Genomic DNA, 16,809 nt, shown 5'->3' on the forward strand with positions numbered 1-16,809 from the left:
GAATGTAGTGAGTTTGTTGGCTAATGGTATGTGATCACCTTAATAAAGGAACGTTCCATTTCACTGGCAACGTCTGAGAATTAACGATCATCTTCTCGTTGTTTGCTACAAAAGTAGCTGAAAACAGTTTCTATTATAATGCAAATTATTCGCTAAATTCAATATTAAATTCAGAATCAACAGATAGTTATGTTATGCCCTTTTTCTTTTAGCCTTTTCAAGGTAGGGCCATTCCCATTATGGCCCATTACCATTAATATCCATTACCCTTTTACCCTTTGTTTTGCCATTTAAGCATTTTGCATTGACACAGAGCAAAATATATTTTATATATAAAGCATAAATTTTAATCAAAGACATAACAATGAAAAATAAAGATAAGTCAATACAATCAGACACAAGCCATAAAATGCTGTTTAATAGTGATGGATTTGAGATATTCATCAAATGTATAACTTTGTTATTTACATTTGTCGGAGCATTACTATTTTTTGTAGTAAAGCTTTTTGATATGTGGTGTGAAACCAGTACTAAAGAAGAAAAGAACAAAGATGAAATAGCATATTTCGATGATGATGGTCATGCTTACACAAAAGATGGTGAGATAAAGTGGTAATTATTTTAAATAACTGACATTTAGTATTTAATGCCAGTTATTTTGACGCTATTAATTATTTACTTTTACCTTTCGTTATTACTTTAGTTGCTATTTGACCACCTTGTTTAGCTTTATTTATTCCCTCCTTACCTGCCTCTAGCATTTTACTTGAATTTCTATCCATAAAACTATTTATTGCTACGCCCGTTTTCACTCCAGCCCACGACAAACTTCCTAGCAAAATTATAGGGAATCCAATAAAGATTATTGACGTAATAATATCAATTAAAGATTTATCACTTGTCCACCTATCAGTCATAAATTGAACAGCATTATTTTCATACATAATATTAATAAGTCTAGAGTCTAGAAAACGAGCAAGTTCCCAAACGAATGTTAAAAATATCAATGAAAATATAATAAATGTTAGCGTAATTACAGTTTTAGGCTCAAACCCTCCAATCAATATGATAATGGGTAATAAAATAATTACAGACATTAATAATACTGACTGTAGCATCGGAGCTGCTTGTCTTAATGCATCAACCTCTATGAATGTGGTCATAGACTTAAAAAATACACCAGTAGATGCAATTGCACTACCAATTTGTTGAGATACTGAAGGATCTTTATTTCCGTAATCAAGGAACATATAATCGGAGGTGGCCAACATTTTTTTGGCTGATAAAACCGAACGTAAAACAATTTCATCTCTTTCTTGTTGATTTGTTGTTATCCACTCCCAAAATGAAAATTTATTAATGTTAGGATTTATATTACCCGTTCTTGATTTTTCATTAGATTCAATCTTGATTTGTAGATTAATATTATCAATAATTTTCTTTTTTAATCCAACTTTACTATCGCTCCACCATGCTTTACACGAAGGATAACCAGTATAATCATCACCTGGTGTTAAACCGACATCTCTCTGCTCGTCATATGGCCAATCTTTTTGAGGTTTCTGAGCTCTAAAAGAATCATAATATCCTGGTGTATTTAAATAATATGATGACCCAAGCCATGTTACATCATTGATTAAATCATCTGGTAATTTAGGTAATTCAGCACTCAATTTATTAAAAGACGGGTTAAAACAAAATGAATAAAACTCATTCGCTTCTTTTTTCAAAATCGGATCTGTCACAGCTAATTCTGAAATTGTTGAACGAACCTCTCGTAAATCCGTATTACACGGTAATGTCGTAACTACAGATTGTGTAACACCAGAAGATAAAGAATGTACAAAGTACCACCAAATGGGTACATAGACTTGCTTTCCACTAAGTAGAATATTATTATGTTTAAATGATGAATTTTCTGGTGATATTTCGGCATAAGAACAATTCATTTTTTGTTGTGTAATTTTTCCTTCATCTATAACTGCTGAATATCCGCTATGTTCATAATGTAATACTCGAATATCAAGAGGGATTGAGGGATAACATGCAAAGAAAATTACAACCATACTTATATAAACGTAAGTTTCTAATCGAGTAACAATAACGTTTGCATGCTTACCTTTTAATTCACCATCTTCTCTAATTTTCATAAGAATGCTAAGCATTTTAAAAATAAATGGCAAAATAAAAATACCAGATGTTGATATAATGTTCCATATTCCGTTATTAATCAACCAAGCTAGTGACAATGTCACATAGTCAAAAAAACTCATTGCAGACATTTTAATTACCCCATAAAACGCATAAAGAGCATTGTTTCATTAAAACAAATTAAAACAACGCATATAATGCTGGTTTTGAAGAATAGCTTGTTGTAATCCTTCTGTTTTTCATTTTTAATTTTGGTTTTTATCATCTGTTTAAATTTAAATAAAAGAAAATAAATAAAACAATAAATGACTAAACGAATTACCAGAAAAAAACAATAATTGTTATTCAAAAATCCATTAATGGAAGCAACTTTATGTTCTGTTTCAAATGAAAAAATAGATACTATGCAACAAAGCAACCCAAGTAAAATAAAAAGAGAAATGACAAATTTAATAGCTTTTTTCTTATTCATATTTAGCCCATTATTTATTTGCATCAAAAGATTCATGACTGTCGATTGGAAAAATAATGCCTTGTTGCCTTTGCAATTTTCGCTCTTGTATGACTAATAAAGTATTTCCAGCAATAGATTTACGCATATCGTACTCTAATTTAATTTGATTCAGCTCCATATCCAGCTCATCGATTTGATCTATAATTTTAGATTGGGCTTGCTCATTTTTTGCGATGTTTGGCTCTTTACGTCCAGCTAAAATAATACGTCTTGCCATCATTGCCTCTTCAATAGTTCTAGACAACGCCATCTCGCTAGCTAAACGGCTCACTAGCACGACTCTTTCATTATCCTCTCGTAAAGTTTCAATTACGCTCCGAGTTACATTCACTGAACTCCCTTCCAATGATTCCAATTCTGCTTTATTAATTGGTTTTGTGCCATTTACTAGATCAACTAATTTTTTATAATAGAGTTCATAGTATTCTTGAGTTTTAGGGTTCAAACCTGTACCTGGTTTTCCTATATCATTATCATTTTTATTTTCACTATCAGTTATCATGGTTCGTTCACCGATTACATCAGTTAACCAAACTTGTGCGTCACTTGGTTTATTCCATGTTCTATATACTCCTCCCTTATCTTGCGCATTACTAACAGGTGTTGTATCTGTAACTGTTCTATTAATCAATGAGTTATATCCAGCTAATGCGACATCACTAGTTATGTTAATGGGGTGTTGTCCCTTTCCGCCTCTTTTTGATCCTCCTATCCAAGAGATACCATTTTTTCCGGCCTCATTATCAATTTGTTTATCAACTCTAATAGCATCAACTTTCTTTCCATTCAACATCTCGGCCATATTTTCGGCCTTAGCAGATTGAACCAAACTTGCAGAATCTGAATAATCAGTCATCTTTTCAGCTAGTTGCTTACAGCTAGTCTTAATATCGGAATAATCTAACTTTGCTTGTAACACCCCGTTTGTCAACAAATCATAAAGCTGAGGATTAGAGCGTTGAATAATCAAAGCGGGCAAACTGGCCACTGCGCCTTTAGCATTGTTAATAACCTCACTCATAATATTGTTAAAACCATCTGTCACACCGTTAAGTTGATTTGAAATTGTTGAGCTAATATCAAAATTACCGCACATCAAACTTGAGTTCCATTTGCCCATATTTATAATCGATTTGGGTTTATCAAATGTATATGTAGATCCCTTTACTGAACCACCTCCGATACGATAATAAAGGCTATCAGATATCCCCCCAGTTGAATTAGCGTAACTATATGCGCTAATTGTTAGTAATAATGTTGTTATAGTTATTGTTGTTTTTTTTGCCATATCATCCCCCAGAATCAATACTGTATAAAAATTTTTGCCCTCGTTTCTTACAACATGCATACGGTCTCCACAAAGCATAAACATAGGCCCCATCAATACTAGCTGTATCATCAATATTTGGAAAAATGCCACATGACATATTCAATGTTGGTGCCAGTTGTTGCCATTTATGATTTTTTGTATTTTCTTTAACAGGAGCCGGTGGCCAAAAACCATCTTTTTTGCGCTTAGTATAATTTTGAACAATATGTAATGAATTACTATTAGTCAGTACATCAGCACCACGTTGAACCACCACAGCCCCTGCTTTAAAATCATCATTTTGCGTAACCGCCCCTGCTCTTGGATAAATATTTCCCCACATATTAGAGGAATTACCAATCTCTCGTACGCCTGGAGACAATGCCTCTGGATATACTGATTCAACAAGTGCTAATCGCCATGCAATAAAATCAAGTTCACTCACGAAATAAGGATAAAATGGCGTTACCCCATTATCACAGTAGTAGCCCATACCTGACAGCATTTGAGAAAAAGCAGCACCGCCTGGATGCCCAATAGCTTGAACATCTTTAAAACGAATTTTTGTTCGATTATTTGCTTGACGATTATTTGTATCCCCTCCTCCTTGAATATTTGACCCTACTAATGAACTTGCTGATGATGTGATTGTATTAATTTCAGTCCAAGGATTTTTAAATGGTTGTTCATATGTAGACATAACAACATCAGGAATATAATGCTTCACTTTTACAGATGTTCTGATTTTGCATCCGTATGAGCAAAAAAGCCAAAAACATGTCCCTGCAATTTTATATTCAGTACAACTAGTTGAGAGAGCTGATTGAACTATTTGTTGAGTACTAATATAAGTGGCAAAACTCGGCATAGTAATTATGAGTCCAAGTAAACTAAATTTTATTTTTTTTATCATTATTTCCCCTCATTAAAATCATGAATTGCACGTGCCACATCTGTTATTCCGTAAATCACATTTTTTTCATTAATAACAATTGCAGGGTATTTTTTTATACCAAGATTAAATGCTTTTATAACCGTTTTTTGGGCTTCAATTATTTTAGATTCATACGTTTTCCACTCTGAAGAATTCAATTTTTTCTCAACATCCGAATAAGCATCATTAATATCACTAGATAACTCACCAAAAAAAGAATTCAAAAGAATTTCTGTACCATCTAAATCATAAATTTGACAATTATCATGACAATTTTTAATTTGACTTATTTGCTCATGATTAACGAAAACATCAATACTATGAATATCTGCCCCAATACATTGAAAACTTGCAAATACAATCAGTCCTAATATACGTTTCATGCATCAGCCCCCACAGTTAAAGTCATTAAATGTTTAATAAGCAAAAATGCATCAATCCAGTCAACAACATCAATACATAGACGTTTCCCTGTTTCAATATCAGCTAATTGTGGCCAATGGATTTTATTTAAATTAGGATTGCATGATACTTCAATTAAACACGCTGATTTTTTTCCTTCAAAAGCGATTAAAGCATATTGTTTATACAGTATTTCAAATTTGGTATGATCATCTACAGGTATACGGCACAAACGTAATTTAGTCGAAATTATGTCCCCAATTTTTCCTAATAATTCAAAACTGAATTCTTCAAAATCTTTACTATGAACAAGATTAATATTTGATTTTTTTAATGAAGTTGCATTAAATAAAAAAGTATTATCATTCATTATGAATCCTTAGATATTCGTGAACTAATACCTCGAGCTTCATCTAATTTTTCAGATACTTTAATAGCAGCATCTAGTTCGCTGATATTAAATTCTTTCATTAGTTTCATTCTCTCCGCTTTTTCATCCTTTTCGGTCATAGCTAGTGCTAAAAAAAGGCTTGGGGGAACGATTCGGAAAAGGCATTCTACATTTTTTGATAACACAACGCCCTCGGTGTACTGACGAGCAGATTTACAAGCAGAAGTGATCATTGAAATTTGTTCATCTGTTAATGCTTTAAAACGACGTATCTTCTCTGCTTCAGATGATTCTGTTACTAACATTTCCCACCACTCTATCATCGATAACAACTTTGATGCAGCATCAGGAAAATCTTCCATATTTTGAGTTGCTAACCACAACCATACTCCTAATTTACGCCACATTTTTGACGCTTTTGTTAAATAGGCTGCTGTAAGTGGTTTTACGGTAATAATATGTGACTCATCGGTAATATTAACGATAGCTCTTGATTGATGTTGATATTGTTCCCCCATATTATTTATGTGATTAATTAGAGAAATATATGCAATTGATAATTGAGCCTCATAACCTTCACGGGCAAAAGTCGCTAAATCGACATGAATCACATCAACATCAGGCCAAGATGTTCCCTGTTGGTTAAATATTTCACCTTCAAATCCTTGAGTGAACATACTTAATGATTCAGCCATTTCATATGCTTTTGCACGCCGAGCTTCTGGTAAATTTACATCTTTACTTAAAGAAAATAATGCATCTTGAACATCACTTGGAATAGCTTGCCGTTTTTCTGCATATGCAACTTGAGCGGCCATAACGATAGCCTGTCTAATCATTGCCCTATCTGAACGACGAAGCAACTCATCCTCTTTTTCTTCTCCACCTGTGATCATTAAACGTATAGATATTTCTATTTCACCAAGCACATCTCGTTGTGCATCTTCATCATCATTTTGTTCAAGTGCTTCACTAACAATATCATCACTCAAATTGTTTTCATCGATTTCAAACTGAATATCTTTATTTTGTAAAATTAAATGAGAATCAGCTAATGGATTAAGCACTACACCGCTTCCTGGTTTTAAACAAACTCGATAAACGCTTACTCCTTGTTGCTCCATAAAATCAACAAGAAGGCCGAAAGAATTACCCGTCTCGACAATAATCATTCGTGGACGATACATAGCAACAAGCTGAGCTATTTCGATATTTAGTGTTGCTGATTTACCTGCACCGGTTGGACCTAAAATAAGTTTGTGACCATTTTGAGCTTTATCAACCATAGGATCGTAGCTTAACGGCTCACCTCCTCGATTAAAAAAAGTTACGCCTGGATGACCTGTTCCAGTGCTCCTTCCCAAAACAGGTAATAAATTAGCCAAATGTTTGCACCAATTAAATTTAACGTATAATCGTTGTGGGTCATTTTGAGGGTTATAATTCATCGGCAACCATCGTAAAAACGAGGAAGCAGGAGCAACTTCATTAGCTTCAGCTACTGTGACAAGACCATTGTTGTTGAGTACTGAACTCAGTGCTTGTATTCTACGTTTTAATCCACTTATACTTGAATCCTTAACATAAAATGCAACAGAGCTGTAATACATTTTTTTACGTTGACGAATATACTCCATAGCTTCAGCACAATCTTCTTTAACAGACAAAGATTCAGCATTCTCACCAATCGCTTTACCACGAATAAAATTGATATGATCTTCTAGTTTATCTTGAGGATGAGTTACAATTGTTAAACACATCATTGTTGATTCTGGCAATACATCAAAAAGCGCATTTATTCCATCGGCTTTACTTGTCTCACCTGTAATATGGCCAATCTTGGGGGGAAGCTTTAATCTATCGACAACAACAACCGCATGTGGTGTATTATCAAAATGCCAGTAACCTTCTTTAATCTCTGGCTCACTATAAAAAAGGTTTTCTGCAAAATCAGTAATTATAGGTAACTCATCAATCTGTTTTTGCTCATCCATCAACTGCTTAATAAAGTTTTTTCCACCTTGTAACGGTGAGGGATTAAATATTTGAGCTAACCAACGAGAAACCTCATTTTTTCCCAATCTATTGACTACAATTCCTGCTCCTTTCAACGCAAGTGTCAAATTATTACAAACAATATCAAGTGATTCTTGTGGATTTAAATCTTCACGTTCTTTGGTACCGAGATATCGATATATAACCAGCCGAGTTTTTCTAATTTGTCCTCGCCAAAGTGTTTTAGTAACTGTATTATCAAAAAAAAGCCCATCTTTTTTAGTAATATTATCAAGATGCGCTTCCATTATGCTTAGCCATTTTTTTGTAAATTCAGTTTCTTTAGCATGTGGTTTAGGATATTGTCTTAATAAAGAGATATAATCTTGCAAATTATCCTCATCTTGACAAAAATATTGTATGATCCATGGATTAGTATCTCTTTCATCAAAAGTATCCTCGATACTATTTGTTACAATATCACTTATATCACGAAGTTTAGATATTGATTTTGCTTCAGTGCCATACGGAATAATTTCAAATACCGCACCAACAGAGCGACCATCTTCAAGTAAAATTGAATTGTGAACCTCATCAAATTCAACCCAAGGTAAATAATCAATAATTGATTTCTTCCCATTACTGGCATAAATGAAGTTTTTTTTATGCCTATGAGTCAAATTGCCTTGCCTTTTAGGTTTATCACTTACTTGAATTTCTTTTTGTAAACCTTTTTTCTTACTAAATAATTTCATTAGTAATTCTCCACTCTTTCACCATAGTAATTATCCACTCTTTCACCAGGCATAGCATATTGCACATCGCCATAGAATGAGAATGCAGTTGAATATCCTGGTACGGGTAATTTCCCATTAGTCAAATGAGGATAGACATACATAACTAAATCGGGGTTCGGTAAACGTTGAAAGAGATTATTAATTTCTTGTTCTGCTGTTCGTGTATGAGTCATCATTTCAACATTTTGGGTTAAATTATCAACTTCTCGTCTAAGTTGAAGTCGATTATCAAACAATTGAGAAGCACCTCCTCCTGTTTTTTTATTGTAAATATCACTCATTGTCTCACTGCTATGTGGAAACATTTTTTCTTTTGAAGTACTACAACCAGATAAAAATAGAGCTGTGACAAAAGTTAATAAAAGAATAGTCATTTTTTTTTGTTTCTGTTTCATTAATCAAGCACTCCAATTTTTTTAGTATTCATCTCATAATCAACAAGTCTGCCATCAAATAAATAATCAATTTGTAGCTCCTTATTAATGTGAATGGCAATTTCTTTACCTGGTGGAACATAAACTGCATCAAAAGTTTGCCCATAGCGTTTATTTAACCAATCAATCGTCTGATTAATTCCTCCACTCAGTCCTTTTCCTAAAACGTATTGACCATTATTACCAGTAACGGCATTGGTAACATTTGATCCATCTGTTACAACAGTAGTATTTTGTTGTGCCATTGCATCTGCCGCTGCTGCTGCTGTACCTAACCCTATTACAGTTGATAAATATTGGCTGGCATTAGATTTGACTTCACCTGAAACACATGGAATACCATATTCATCAGATAACCACCCAATACTTTCATCTTTATTGCCATTATTTTTTGAGTCAGGAATAGTGATAATTCGCCCATCATCAAAAACAAATGTAATTGATTTAACGTTACCTCTTACGCAAGATAGAACGTAATCACCGGATGCAGTCCCAGAAACAATTGCTCCTTCAACATGTGGTAATTCAATTCCATTTGAAATTAAATTATCTCGCCCTATCACGGCTTTAAACGGATACGGATCTGATACAACACCATCAATAGGAACTCGTCCAAGTAACGCTGTCATTGAAACAGAGCCGATTAGAGTTGAATTTACAGGTACTGTATAAAATGGTTGAAGATCTTTTTCTTCTTTTCGCTCGCCAATAGGCTGATTGATATTATCTTTATGATCTTTCAATTTTGAACGAATTGGGTCCTTCCCATTAAAACTGGACGGGAACTGAAATTCCGGCGCACTTCTACCTTTACTACTAACAATTTGGTCAGCAGGATTAACCCATTGAATTTCATCACTATTAGATATATCAACATTACTACTTGACTGACTTGCTTGTCCTCTTCCTATTGGGATTGAAACTGATTTTGAATCAACCGTTTCATTAGAACTAGATATGGTTGAGGTTGTTGTTAATTTATTAAGCTTATCTGTCAGAATTGAAACTTTTTTTTCTAGCTCTGAAGGCTCATTAGATTTGGAATCATTTGATGGAGGTTCTATCTTATACTGTGGTACTCTTGTTTTTTTCAAATTTTCATTTTCAGATTTTAAATTTTTAATTTCTTTTACTATATCAGCTTGATCCTTTTTTAACGTCTTAACTAGCGTCACTAAAGTCTGAACTGTATCTTTTTCAGTATCCCCAGTAATGCCTAGTACAGATAAATCTTCTTCATTCAAATCTGCTATTTCAACGATTTCATCAGTTACTGATGATGCTTGTTTTTTATTTTTATTCGAAATGACTACAATAAAAATCCCCACTAGGATTAAACTACCAACGATAATTGGTAACAATTTATTACCTTTGATTGTTGCCATATTATTCCCCTCTACCATTTAATTCAGGTAAAAATGCATTGATTACTTTACCTTTAGTAACAATATAAAGCATAGTGGTATCAGCAGGTTCCCCTTGAGGACCCAATATATTGTGTTGAAATGTTGCTGAATAAAAATTACCCTGCAACAGCCTTGCATCTAAATTGACATAACCTTTGCTATAATTAACTAATTTGATGGCTACAACTTCATAATTTTTTAGCCTCCACACTGATTTAGGCTCAGCAGTAATAGGAAGTTGTGGCACAAGCCTGGTTAATATTGGAGGCAAAGACATAGAAATTTGTTTAATACCAGGTACTTTTTCAATTGCTCGCAAGGGGGCATAATAATTTTGTGCTGCATATCGAGTAAGCAAAACTGGAGTAGGTAATGCTTGTTCATCATGTACAGTTGTATAATTTTCTTCTATTTTTTTTAAATTAGCTTCATCTTCAGTCGTGATTTTAATTGTTTCTAATTTCTTTTTGGATGGTCCATTTCCTGTAAGATCAATTAAAATTATTTCACCAGACTCGAGATCTTTTAGCATTAATCGAGTTTCAGTAAATGGCGCATTGCTTTTTAAATATAAAACCCCGCCTAGGCTTTGTACTCGGAGCTTAGCTTGTAACGATATGGGTAATCCGACTGATATATTTCTTTCTAAAATTACCATTCTTTCATCATTCTGATTAATAGTAATTTTGATAGGTGTTCTGTCCCATGTAATTAATTCAACAGCTATAGCATTATTAATTGACAATACAAAAATCAATAATGTCATGATCAATTGAGGAAGTTTTAAAATCATCTGATTATTCATTGTGTTCTCCTACAGACGACGTAAGTCTTAAAGGTTGGCTTGCATAACAATTAAGCTTTAAACCCCAAGGGTTTTCTTCAGGATTTGTATCACTTTTAACAACACTAAGTGGATAACGAACCATTGCTCGTTTAACGGCTTCCCCTTTGTAATATTCATCAATATATAAATCGAATGTTACAATCCACGCTTTATCCGATAAAATTTGTACTCTTGGCTCAAACTGATTCGTTTGATAATTTTTGATCTCTGAATTAATTCCACGTCCGTCAATTTCAGCTACATTTCTAACGCGCTCTCTTAGTTCACCGCCCTGTCGTCTTTCTTCATATTCATTCAATAGTACCACCTTGCATTGTGGTGTTAAGTACGGAGTGAGCTTATTTATATTACGTTTATAATCAATTTCTCCATTGCTTGGCCAGTTATTAAGTTGCTGAAAAATATAAAATGCAAATCCGTATATGTTACTAGGATCTATATCTGACCAAAGCCGAGTACTACCCGACCGAGTATCTGGTGGAATATGAATAGTCAAATCTTTAGGCGCTGAACGCCATCCCCAGGCCATAGCTAAAATAATTACAAGCAATACAATAATCACAAATCTCAGTGATTGGATGTGTTTATCTCTCCCAGTAAGTGCATGTAAATATTTCATTTTTGTTTTACCTTATTATATTTTCGTTTTTTTCGTCTAACGATAAATTGTTCATCATTAAAAATTAGATTATTTCCATTGAATCCTTTCTTTGCGAAAAACAAATCAATAGACCGTGAAAACCAAGTTTCTGGTTTACCTCGCTTTAATTTAGCGATTTTATTTCCACCAAAAAAAAGGGTTGGCAATGGCATGAAAACAATCGCTGAGGGAATTAACACCCAGCGACCAAATAAGATAAATAAGATAATTCCTAACAAACTACCAATAATTGTACCAACTCCAATCATCAATAATAATTCACGGACTGTCATACCTTTGTAAACTACTGGCATCCGATTAAGACGGTCTGGAAGCATTTTAATGTCGTTATCTTTCATCTTATTTATTTATCTATTAATTTAGCAATGTTTCAGCTGCCAATGTTGCAAACCAAATACAAGCAACAACTAATACAACACCTATAACAACTAAAGTACCAAATTTTGCCCACGAGCCTTTACCCTCGCCGATATTGTTATATTCAATTAGGATATTTTTTGCTGCGACAATAAAAGCACCGCCAACGATAATCAACCCTCCAACGGCGAAACCGTCATACATATATGCTTGCATATTGGGTAATAGCCCGCCTTTTTTACCCTGTGATGGGTCATCTATAGATGGCATTTTTGCCATTACATGTTGTCCCCATAAAGCTAACCCAAATAGAAAGATCTTACTTTTTATCTGAAATAATTCTTTTGCTTTTTTAAACATGAATTTTTTCTCCTTAAAAATTTTTATTGAAAATAAATAAAAGATCCCAGTATTAAAACAAAAACAACAGCTCGAATAATAACTGATGGCAACTCATCAATCTTTAGACCTTCATTCCCTAAACCTTTTAAGAGACAAAAAATAATGATAGCTACTATAAATAGAGCTATACCGATACATATTGCACCAAAAAAATTGAAGGATTGATCCATTGTGAATGTTGCACCATCTTCAAAAGCCTTAAGTGTTTTTTCGCTCATATCATTCATTTTGATATTCGCCTTCAATCACTGGAAAGTTAAGCGAACGAGGTTGAGATCTTGTCGGGGATATGTAGCTTTCAATACCTTGCATGACATGATCAATATCATTTTGTATTGCTTTATAGTTAAAATGATAACGTTCTGATTGCTCGGTTCCTGAAACAATTTCACTTTTAAGTAAAGATTGTTTAACTTGTTTGAGTTGTTTTAACACTAATGCGAGTTCTTCTTTTTCGTTTGCTACAGCCAAATCAGAGCTTAACAATAAAGATAAACCAACTATTGAAAGAATTATGTTAGGATGCTTTCGCATGTTTTTTCTCCAGTTTTGAACCGGATTTCTACTATAATGATTAATATGAAAAAAACATCAATTAAATCTTTTTTGATTTTTTAAAAAAAATTGGCTTAGGGGTCTGACGCTCAGTGGAACGAAAACTCACGTTAAGGGATTTTGGTCATGAGATTATCAAAAAGGATCTTCACCTAGATCCTTTTAAATTAAAAATGAAGTTTTAAATCAATCTAAAGTATATATGAGTAAACTTGGTCTGACAGTTACCAATGCTTAATCAGTGAGGCACCTATCTCAGCGATCTGTCTATTTCGTTCATCCATAGTTGCCTGACTCCCCGTCGTGTAGATAACTACGATACGGGAGGGCTTACCATCTGGCCCCAGTGCTGCAATGATACCGCGAGACCCACGCTCACCGGCTCCAGATTTATCAGCAATAAACCAGCCAGCCGGAAGGGCCGAGCGCAGAAGTGGTCCTGCAACTTTATCCGCCTCCATCCAGTCTATTAATTGTTGCCGGGAAGCTAGAGTAAGTAGTTCGCCAGTTAATAGTTTGCGCAACGTTGTTGCCATTGCTGCAGGCATCGTGGTGTCACGCTCGTCGTTTGGTATGGCTTCATTCAGCTCCGGTTCCCAACGATCAAGGCGAGTTACATGATCCCCCATGTTGTGCAAAAAAGCGGTTAGCTCCTTCGGTCCTCCGATCGTTGTCAGAAGTAAGTTGGCCGCAGTGTTATCACTCATGGTTATGGCAGCACTGCATAATTCTCTTACTGTCATGCCATCCGTAAGATGCTTTTCTGTGACTGGTGAGTACTCAACCAAGTCATTCTGAGAATAGTGTATGCGGCGACCGAGTTGCTCTTGCCCGGCGTCAACACGGGATAATACCGCACCACATAGCAGAACTTTAAAAGTGCTCATCATTGGAAAACGTTCTTCGGGGCGAAAACTCTCAAGGATCTTACCGCTGTTGAGATCCAGTTCGATGTAACCCACTCGTGCACCCAACTGATCTTCAGCATCTTTTACTTTCACCAGCGTTTCTGGGTGAGCAAAAACAGGAAGGCAAAATGCCGCAAAAAAGGGAATAAGGGCGACACGGAAATGTTGAATACTCATACTCTTCCTTTTTCAATATTATTGAAGCATTTATCAGGGTTATTGTCTCATGAGCGGATACATATTTGAATGTATTTAGAAAAATAAACAAATAGGGGTTCCGCGCACATTTCCCCGAAAAGTGCCACCTGACGTCTAAGAAACCATTATTATCATGACATTAACCTATAGTATCACGAGGCCCTTTCGTCTTCAAGAATTTTATAAACCGTGGAGCGGGCAATACTGAGCTGATGAGCAATTTCCGTTGCACCAGTGCCCTTCTGATGAAGCGTCAGCACGACGTTCCTGTCCACGGTACGCCTGCGGCCAAATTTGATTCCTTTCAGCTTTGCTTCCTGTCGGCCCTCATTCGTGCGCTCTAGGATCCTCCGGCGTTCAGCCTGTGCCACAGCCGACAGGATGGTGACCACCATTTGCCCCATATCACCGTCGGTACTGATCCCGTCATCAATGAACCGGACTGCCACGCCCTGAGCGTCAAATTCCTTTATCAGTTGGATCATATCGGCAGTGTCGCGGCCAAGACGGTCGAGCTTCTTAACCAGAATGACATCATCTTCCTCCACCTTCATCCTCAGCAAATCCAGCCCTTCCCGATCTGTTGAACTGCCGGATGCCTTATCGGTAAATATACGGTTTGCTTTCACACCTGCGTCTTTGAGTGCTCTGACCTGAAGATCAAGAGACTGCTGACTGGTTGAGACCCGAGCGTAACCAAAAAGTCGCATAAAAATGTACCTTAAATCGAATATCGGACAACTCATGTCTATTATTACAAATTTACGATTTAATAGACATATTAATGTAACAGTTTTACGATGTCCGATAATTTATAACATTTCGTACGGTTGCAAAAATGTTACTAAATGCCCGTCAGGCAGGGAGGCCGATATGCCCGTTGACTTTCTGACCACTGAGCAGACTGAAAGCTATGGCAGATTCACCGGTGAACCGGATGAGCTTCAGCTGGCACGATATTTTCACCTTGATGAAGCAGACAAGGAATTTATCGGAAAAAGCAGAGGTGATCACAACCGTCTGGGCATTGCCCTGCAAATTGGATGTGTCCGTTTTCTGGGCACCTTCCTCACCGATACTATGAAAAGCGTGGTAATGCTGAAAACTATATCAAAGAAGCCAAATACGACATGGCGGTGGGTCATCTCTTGCTAAAGTCATTTTGGGCGAATGAAGCCGTGTTTCAAATGATGATGCTTTCATATAACCTATTTTTGTTGTTCAAGTTTGATTCCTTGGACTCTTCAGAATACAGACAGCAAATAAAGACCTTTCGTTTGAAGTATGTATTTCTTGCAGCAAAAATAATCAAAACCGCAAGATATGTAATCATGAAGTTGTCGGAAAACTATCCGTACAAGGGAGTGTATGAAAAATGTCTGGTATAATAAGAATATCATCAATAAAATTGAGTGTTGCTCTGTGGATAACTTGCAGAGTTTATTAAGTATCATTGCAGCAAAGATGAAATCAATGATTTATCAAAAATGATTGAAAGGTGGTTGTAAATAATGTTACAATGTGTGAGAAGCAGTCTAAATTCTTCGTGAAATAGTGATTTTTGAAGCTAATAAAAAACACACGTGGAATTTAGGGACTATTCATGTTGTTGTTATTTCGTATCTTCCAGAATAAGGAATCCCATGGTTAAAAAATTTAAAAAATCACTGCGCCAGTTCACGCTGATGGCGACGGCAACCGTCACGCTGTTGTTAGGAAGTGTGCCGCTGTATGCGCAAACGGCGGACGTACAGCAAAAACTTGCCGAATTAGAGCGGCAGTCGGGAGGCAGACTGGGTGTGGCATTGATTAACACAGCAGATAATTCGCAAATACTTTATCGTGCTGATGAGCGCTTTGCGATGTGCAGCACCAGTAAAGTGATGGCCGCGGCCGCGGTGCTGAAGAAAAGTGAAAGCGAACCGAATCTGTTAAATCAGCGAGTTGAGATCAAAAAATCTGACCTTGTTAACTATAATCCGATTGCGGAAAAGCACGTCAATGGGACGATGTCACTGGCTGAGCTTAGCGCGGCCGCGCTACAGTACAGCGATAACGTGGCGATGAATAAGCTGATTGCTCACGTTGGCGGCCCGGCTAGCGTCACCGCGTTCGCCCGACAGCTGGGAGACGAAACGTTCCGTCTCGACCGTACCGAGCCGACGTTAAACACCGCCATTCCGGGCGATCCGCGTGATACCACTTCACCTCGGGCAATGGCGCAAACTCTGCGGAATCTGACGCTGGGTAAAGCATTGGGCGACAGCCAACGGGCGCAGCTGGTGACATGGATGAAAGGCAATACCACCGGTGCAGCGAGCATTCAGGCTGGACTGCCTGCTTCCTGGGTTGTGGGGGATAAAACCGGCAGCGGTGGCTATGGCACCACCAACGATATCGCGGTGATCTGGCCAAAAGATCGTGCGCCGCTGATTCTGGTCACTTACTTCACCCAGCCTCAACCTAAGGCAGAAAGCCGTCGCGATGTATTAGCGTCGGCGGCTAAAATCGTCACCGACGGTTTGTAATAGCGGAAACGGAATGGGGA

Annotated in this window: 18 protein-coding genes and 2 pseudogenes; 4 read left to right on the forward strand and 16 right to left on the reverse strand. The window is 36.2% G+C overall.

The window, feature by feature from the left end; genetic code table 11:
- Positions 1-364: 364 nt before the first annotated feature.
- Positions 365-616 (forward strand): hypothetical protein, encoded by a 252-nt coding sequence (locus J3U66_RS02565; RefSeq protein ID WP_267347839.1) that lies wholly within the window; start codon positions 365-367, stop codon positions 614-616.
- Between the two features lie 55 nt (positions 617-671).
- Here the strand turns inward: J3U66_RS02565 and J3U66_RS02570 are convergent, their stop codons facing one another.
- The 16 genes from J3U66_RS02570 to J3U66_RS02645 form a co-directional block, all read right to left on the reverse strand.
- Entirely contained in the window at positions 672-2,282 is a 1,611-nt protein-coding gene (locus J3U66_RS02570) for a conjugal transfer protein TraG N-terminal domain-containing protein (protein WP_267347841.1), read from the reverse strand.
- A 351-nt stretch (positions 2,283-2,633) separates the two neighbouring features.
- Positions 2,634-3,953 (reverse strand): integrating conjugative element protein, encoded by a 1,320-nt coding sequence (locus J3U66_RS02575; RefSeq protein ID WP_267347843.1) that lies wholly within the window; start codon positions 3,951-3,953, stop codon positions 2,634-2,636.
- A 1-nt stretch (position 3,954) separates the two neighbouring features.
- Positions 3,955-4,887, reverse strand: a complete 933-nt coding sequence (locus J3U66_RS02580) for a TIGR03756 family integrating conjugative element protein (RefSeq protein ID WP_267347845.1) — start codon at positions 4,885-4,887, stop codon at positions 3,955-3,957.
- Positions 4,887-5,291 (reverse strand): TIGR03757 family integrating conjugative element protein, encoded by a 405-nt coding sequence (locus J3U66_RS02585; protein WP_267347847.1) that lies wholly within the window; start codon positions 5,289-5,291, stop codon positions 4,887-4,889. The genes J3U66_RS02580 and J3U66_RS02585 overlap by 1 nt, the downstream gene beginning before the upstream one ends.
- Positions 5,288-5,680 carry a hypothetical protein gene (locus tag J3U66_RS02590; RefSeq protein ID WP_267347848.1) on the reverse strand — a complete coding sequence of 131 codons (393 nt, stop codon included), beginning with the start codon at positions 5,678-5,680 and terminating at the stop codon, positions 5,288-5,290. The genes J3U66_RS02585 and J3U66_RS02590 overlap by 4 nt, the downstream gene beginning before the upstream one ends.
- Entirely contained in the window at positions 5,680-8,451 is a 2,772-nt protein-coding gene (locus tag J3U66_RS02595) for a conjugative transfer ATPase (protein ID WP_267347850.1), read from the reverse strand. The genes J3U66_RS02590 and J3U66_RS02595 overlap by 1 nt, the downstream gene beginning before the upstream one ends.
- Positions 8,451-8,888 carry a TIGR03751 family conjugal transfer lipoprotein gene (locus J3U66_RS02600; RefSeq protein WP_267347851.1) on the reverse strand — a complete coding sequence of 146 codons (438 nt, stop codon included), beginning with the start codon at positions 8,886-8,888 and terminating at the stop codon, positions 8,451-8,453. Before J3U66_RS02600 ends, J3U66_RS02595 begins: the two co-directional genes overlap by 1 nt.
- A complete protein-coding gene (locus J3U66_RS02605; RefSeq protein ID WP_267347853.1) occupies positions 8,888-10,312 on the reverse strand; it encodes a TIGR03752 family integrating conjugative element protein in 1,425 nt (474 codons plus the stop codon). Before J3U66_RS02605 ends, J3U66_RS02600 begins: the two co-directional genes overlap by 1 nt.
- A gap of 1 nt (position 10,313) precedes the next feature.
- Positions 10,314-11,138, reverse strand: a complete 825-nt coding sequence (locus tag J3U66_RS02610) for a TIGR03749 family integrating conjugative element protein (protein ID WP_267347855.1) — start codon at positions 11,136-11,138, stop codon at positions 10,314-10,316.
- Complete coding sequence (locus J3U66_RS02615) at positions 11,131-11,799, reverse strand: PFL_4703 family integrating conjugative element protein (protein WP_267347857.1); 669 nt, start codon at positions 11,797-11,799, stop codon at positions 11,131-11,133. Before J3U66_RS02615 ends, J3U66_RS02610 begins: the two co-directional genes overlap by 8 nt.
- A complete protein-coding gene (locus J3U66_RS02620; RefSeq protein ID WP_267347859.1) occupies positions 11,796-12,179 on the reverse strand; it encodes a TIGR03750 family conjugal transfer protein in 384 nt (127 codons plus the stop codon). Before J3U66_RS02620 ends, J3U66_RS02615 begins: the two co-directional genes overlap by 4 nt.
- Positions 12,180-12,195: 16 nt before the next feature.
- Positions 12,196-12,558: a TIGR03745 family integrating conjugative element membrane protein gene (locus tag J3U66_RS02625; RefSeq protein WP_267347861.1), complete on the reverse strand. Its 363-nt coding sequence runs from the start codon at positions 12,556-12,558 to the stop codon at positions 12,196-12,198.
- 23 nt (positions 12,559-12,581) lie between these two features.
- The gene (locus J3U66_RS02630) at positions 12,582-12,827 is read right to left on the reverse strand and encodes a hypothetical protein (protein ID WP_267347862.1); all 246 of its coding nucleotides are present in this window, start codon (positions 12,825-12,827) and stop codon (positions 12,582-12,584) included.
- Positions 12,820-13,134: an RAQPRD family integrative conjugative element protein gene (locus tag J3U66_RS02635; protein ID WP_267347863.1), complete on the reverse strand. Its 315-nt coding sequence runs from the start codon at positions 13,132-13,134 to the stop codon at positions 12,820-12,822. Before J3U66_RS02635 ends, J3U66_RS02630 begins: the two co-directional genes overlap by 8 nt.
- Positions 13,135-13,379: 245 nt before the next feature.
- Positions 13,380-14,240, reverse strand: coding sequence for a broad-spectrum class A beta-lactamase TEM-1 (locus tag J3U66_RS02640; RefSeq protein ID WP_000027057.1), 861 nt, complete (start codon positions 14,238-14,240; stop codon positions 13,380-13,382).
- 173 nt (positions 14,241-14,413) lie between these two features.
- Positions 14,414-14,971: a recombinase family protein gene (locus tag J3U66_RS02645; protein WP_152953140.1), complete on the reverse strand. Its 558-nt coding sequence runs from the start codon at positions 14,969-14,971 to the stop codon at positions 14,414-14,416.
- 163 nt (positions 14,972-15,134) lie between these two features.
- On the opposite strand from J3U66_RS02645, the pseudogene J3U66_RS02650 reads away from it, so the two are divergent.
- The 3 genes and pseudogenes from J3U66_RS02650 to blaCTX-M all read left to right on the forward strand — a co-directional run.
- Positions 15,135-15,338: pseudogene (locus J3U66_RS02650) on the forward strand (DUF4158 domain-containing protein); the annotation flags it as partial.
- Positions 15,338-15,649, forward strand: a pseudogene (locus J3U66_RS02655) (transposase); the annotation flags it as partial. The pseudogenes J3U66_RS02650 and J3U66_RS02655, both read left to right, overlap by 1 nt.
- A gap of 255 nt (positions 15,650-15,904) precedes the next feature.
- On the forward strand, positions 15,905-16,789 hold the full coding sequence (gene blaCTX-M, locus J3U66_RS02660) for a CTX-M family extended-spectrum class A beta-lactamase (RefSeq protein ID WP_267347865.1): 885 nt from the start codon (positions 15,905-15,907) through the stop codon (positions 16,787-16,789).
- Positions 16,790-16,809: the final 20 nt, after the last annotated feature.

It is taken from the genome of Gilliamella sp. B2969 (assembly GCF_026536195.1).
Lineage (GTDB): Bacteria > Pseudomonadota > Gammaproteobacteria > Enterobacterales > Orbaceae > Gilliamella.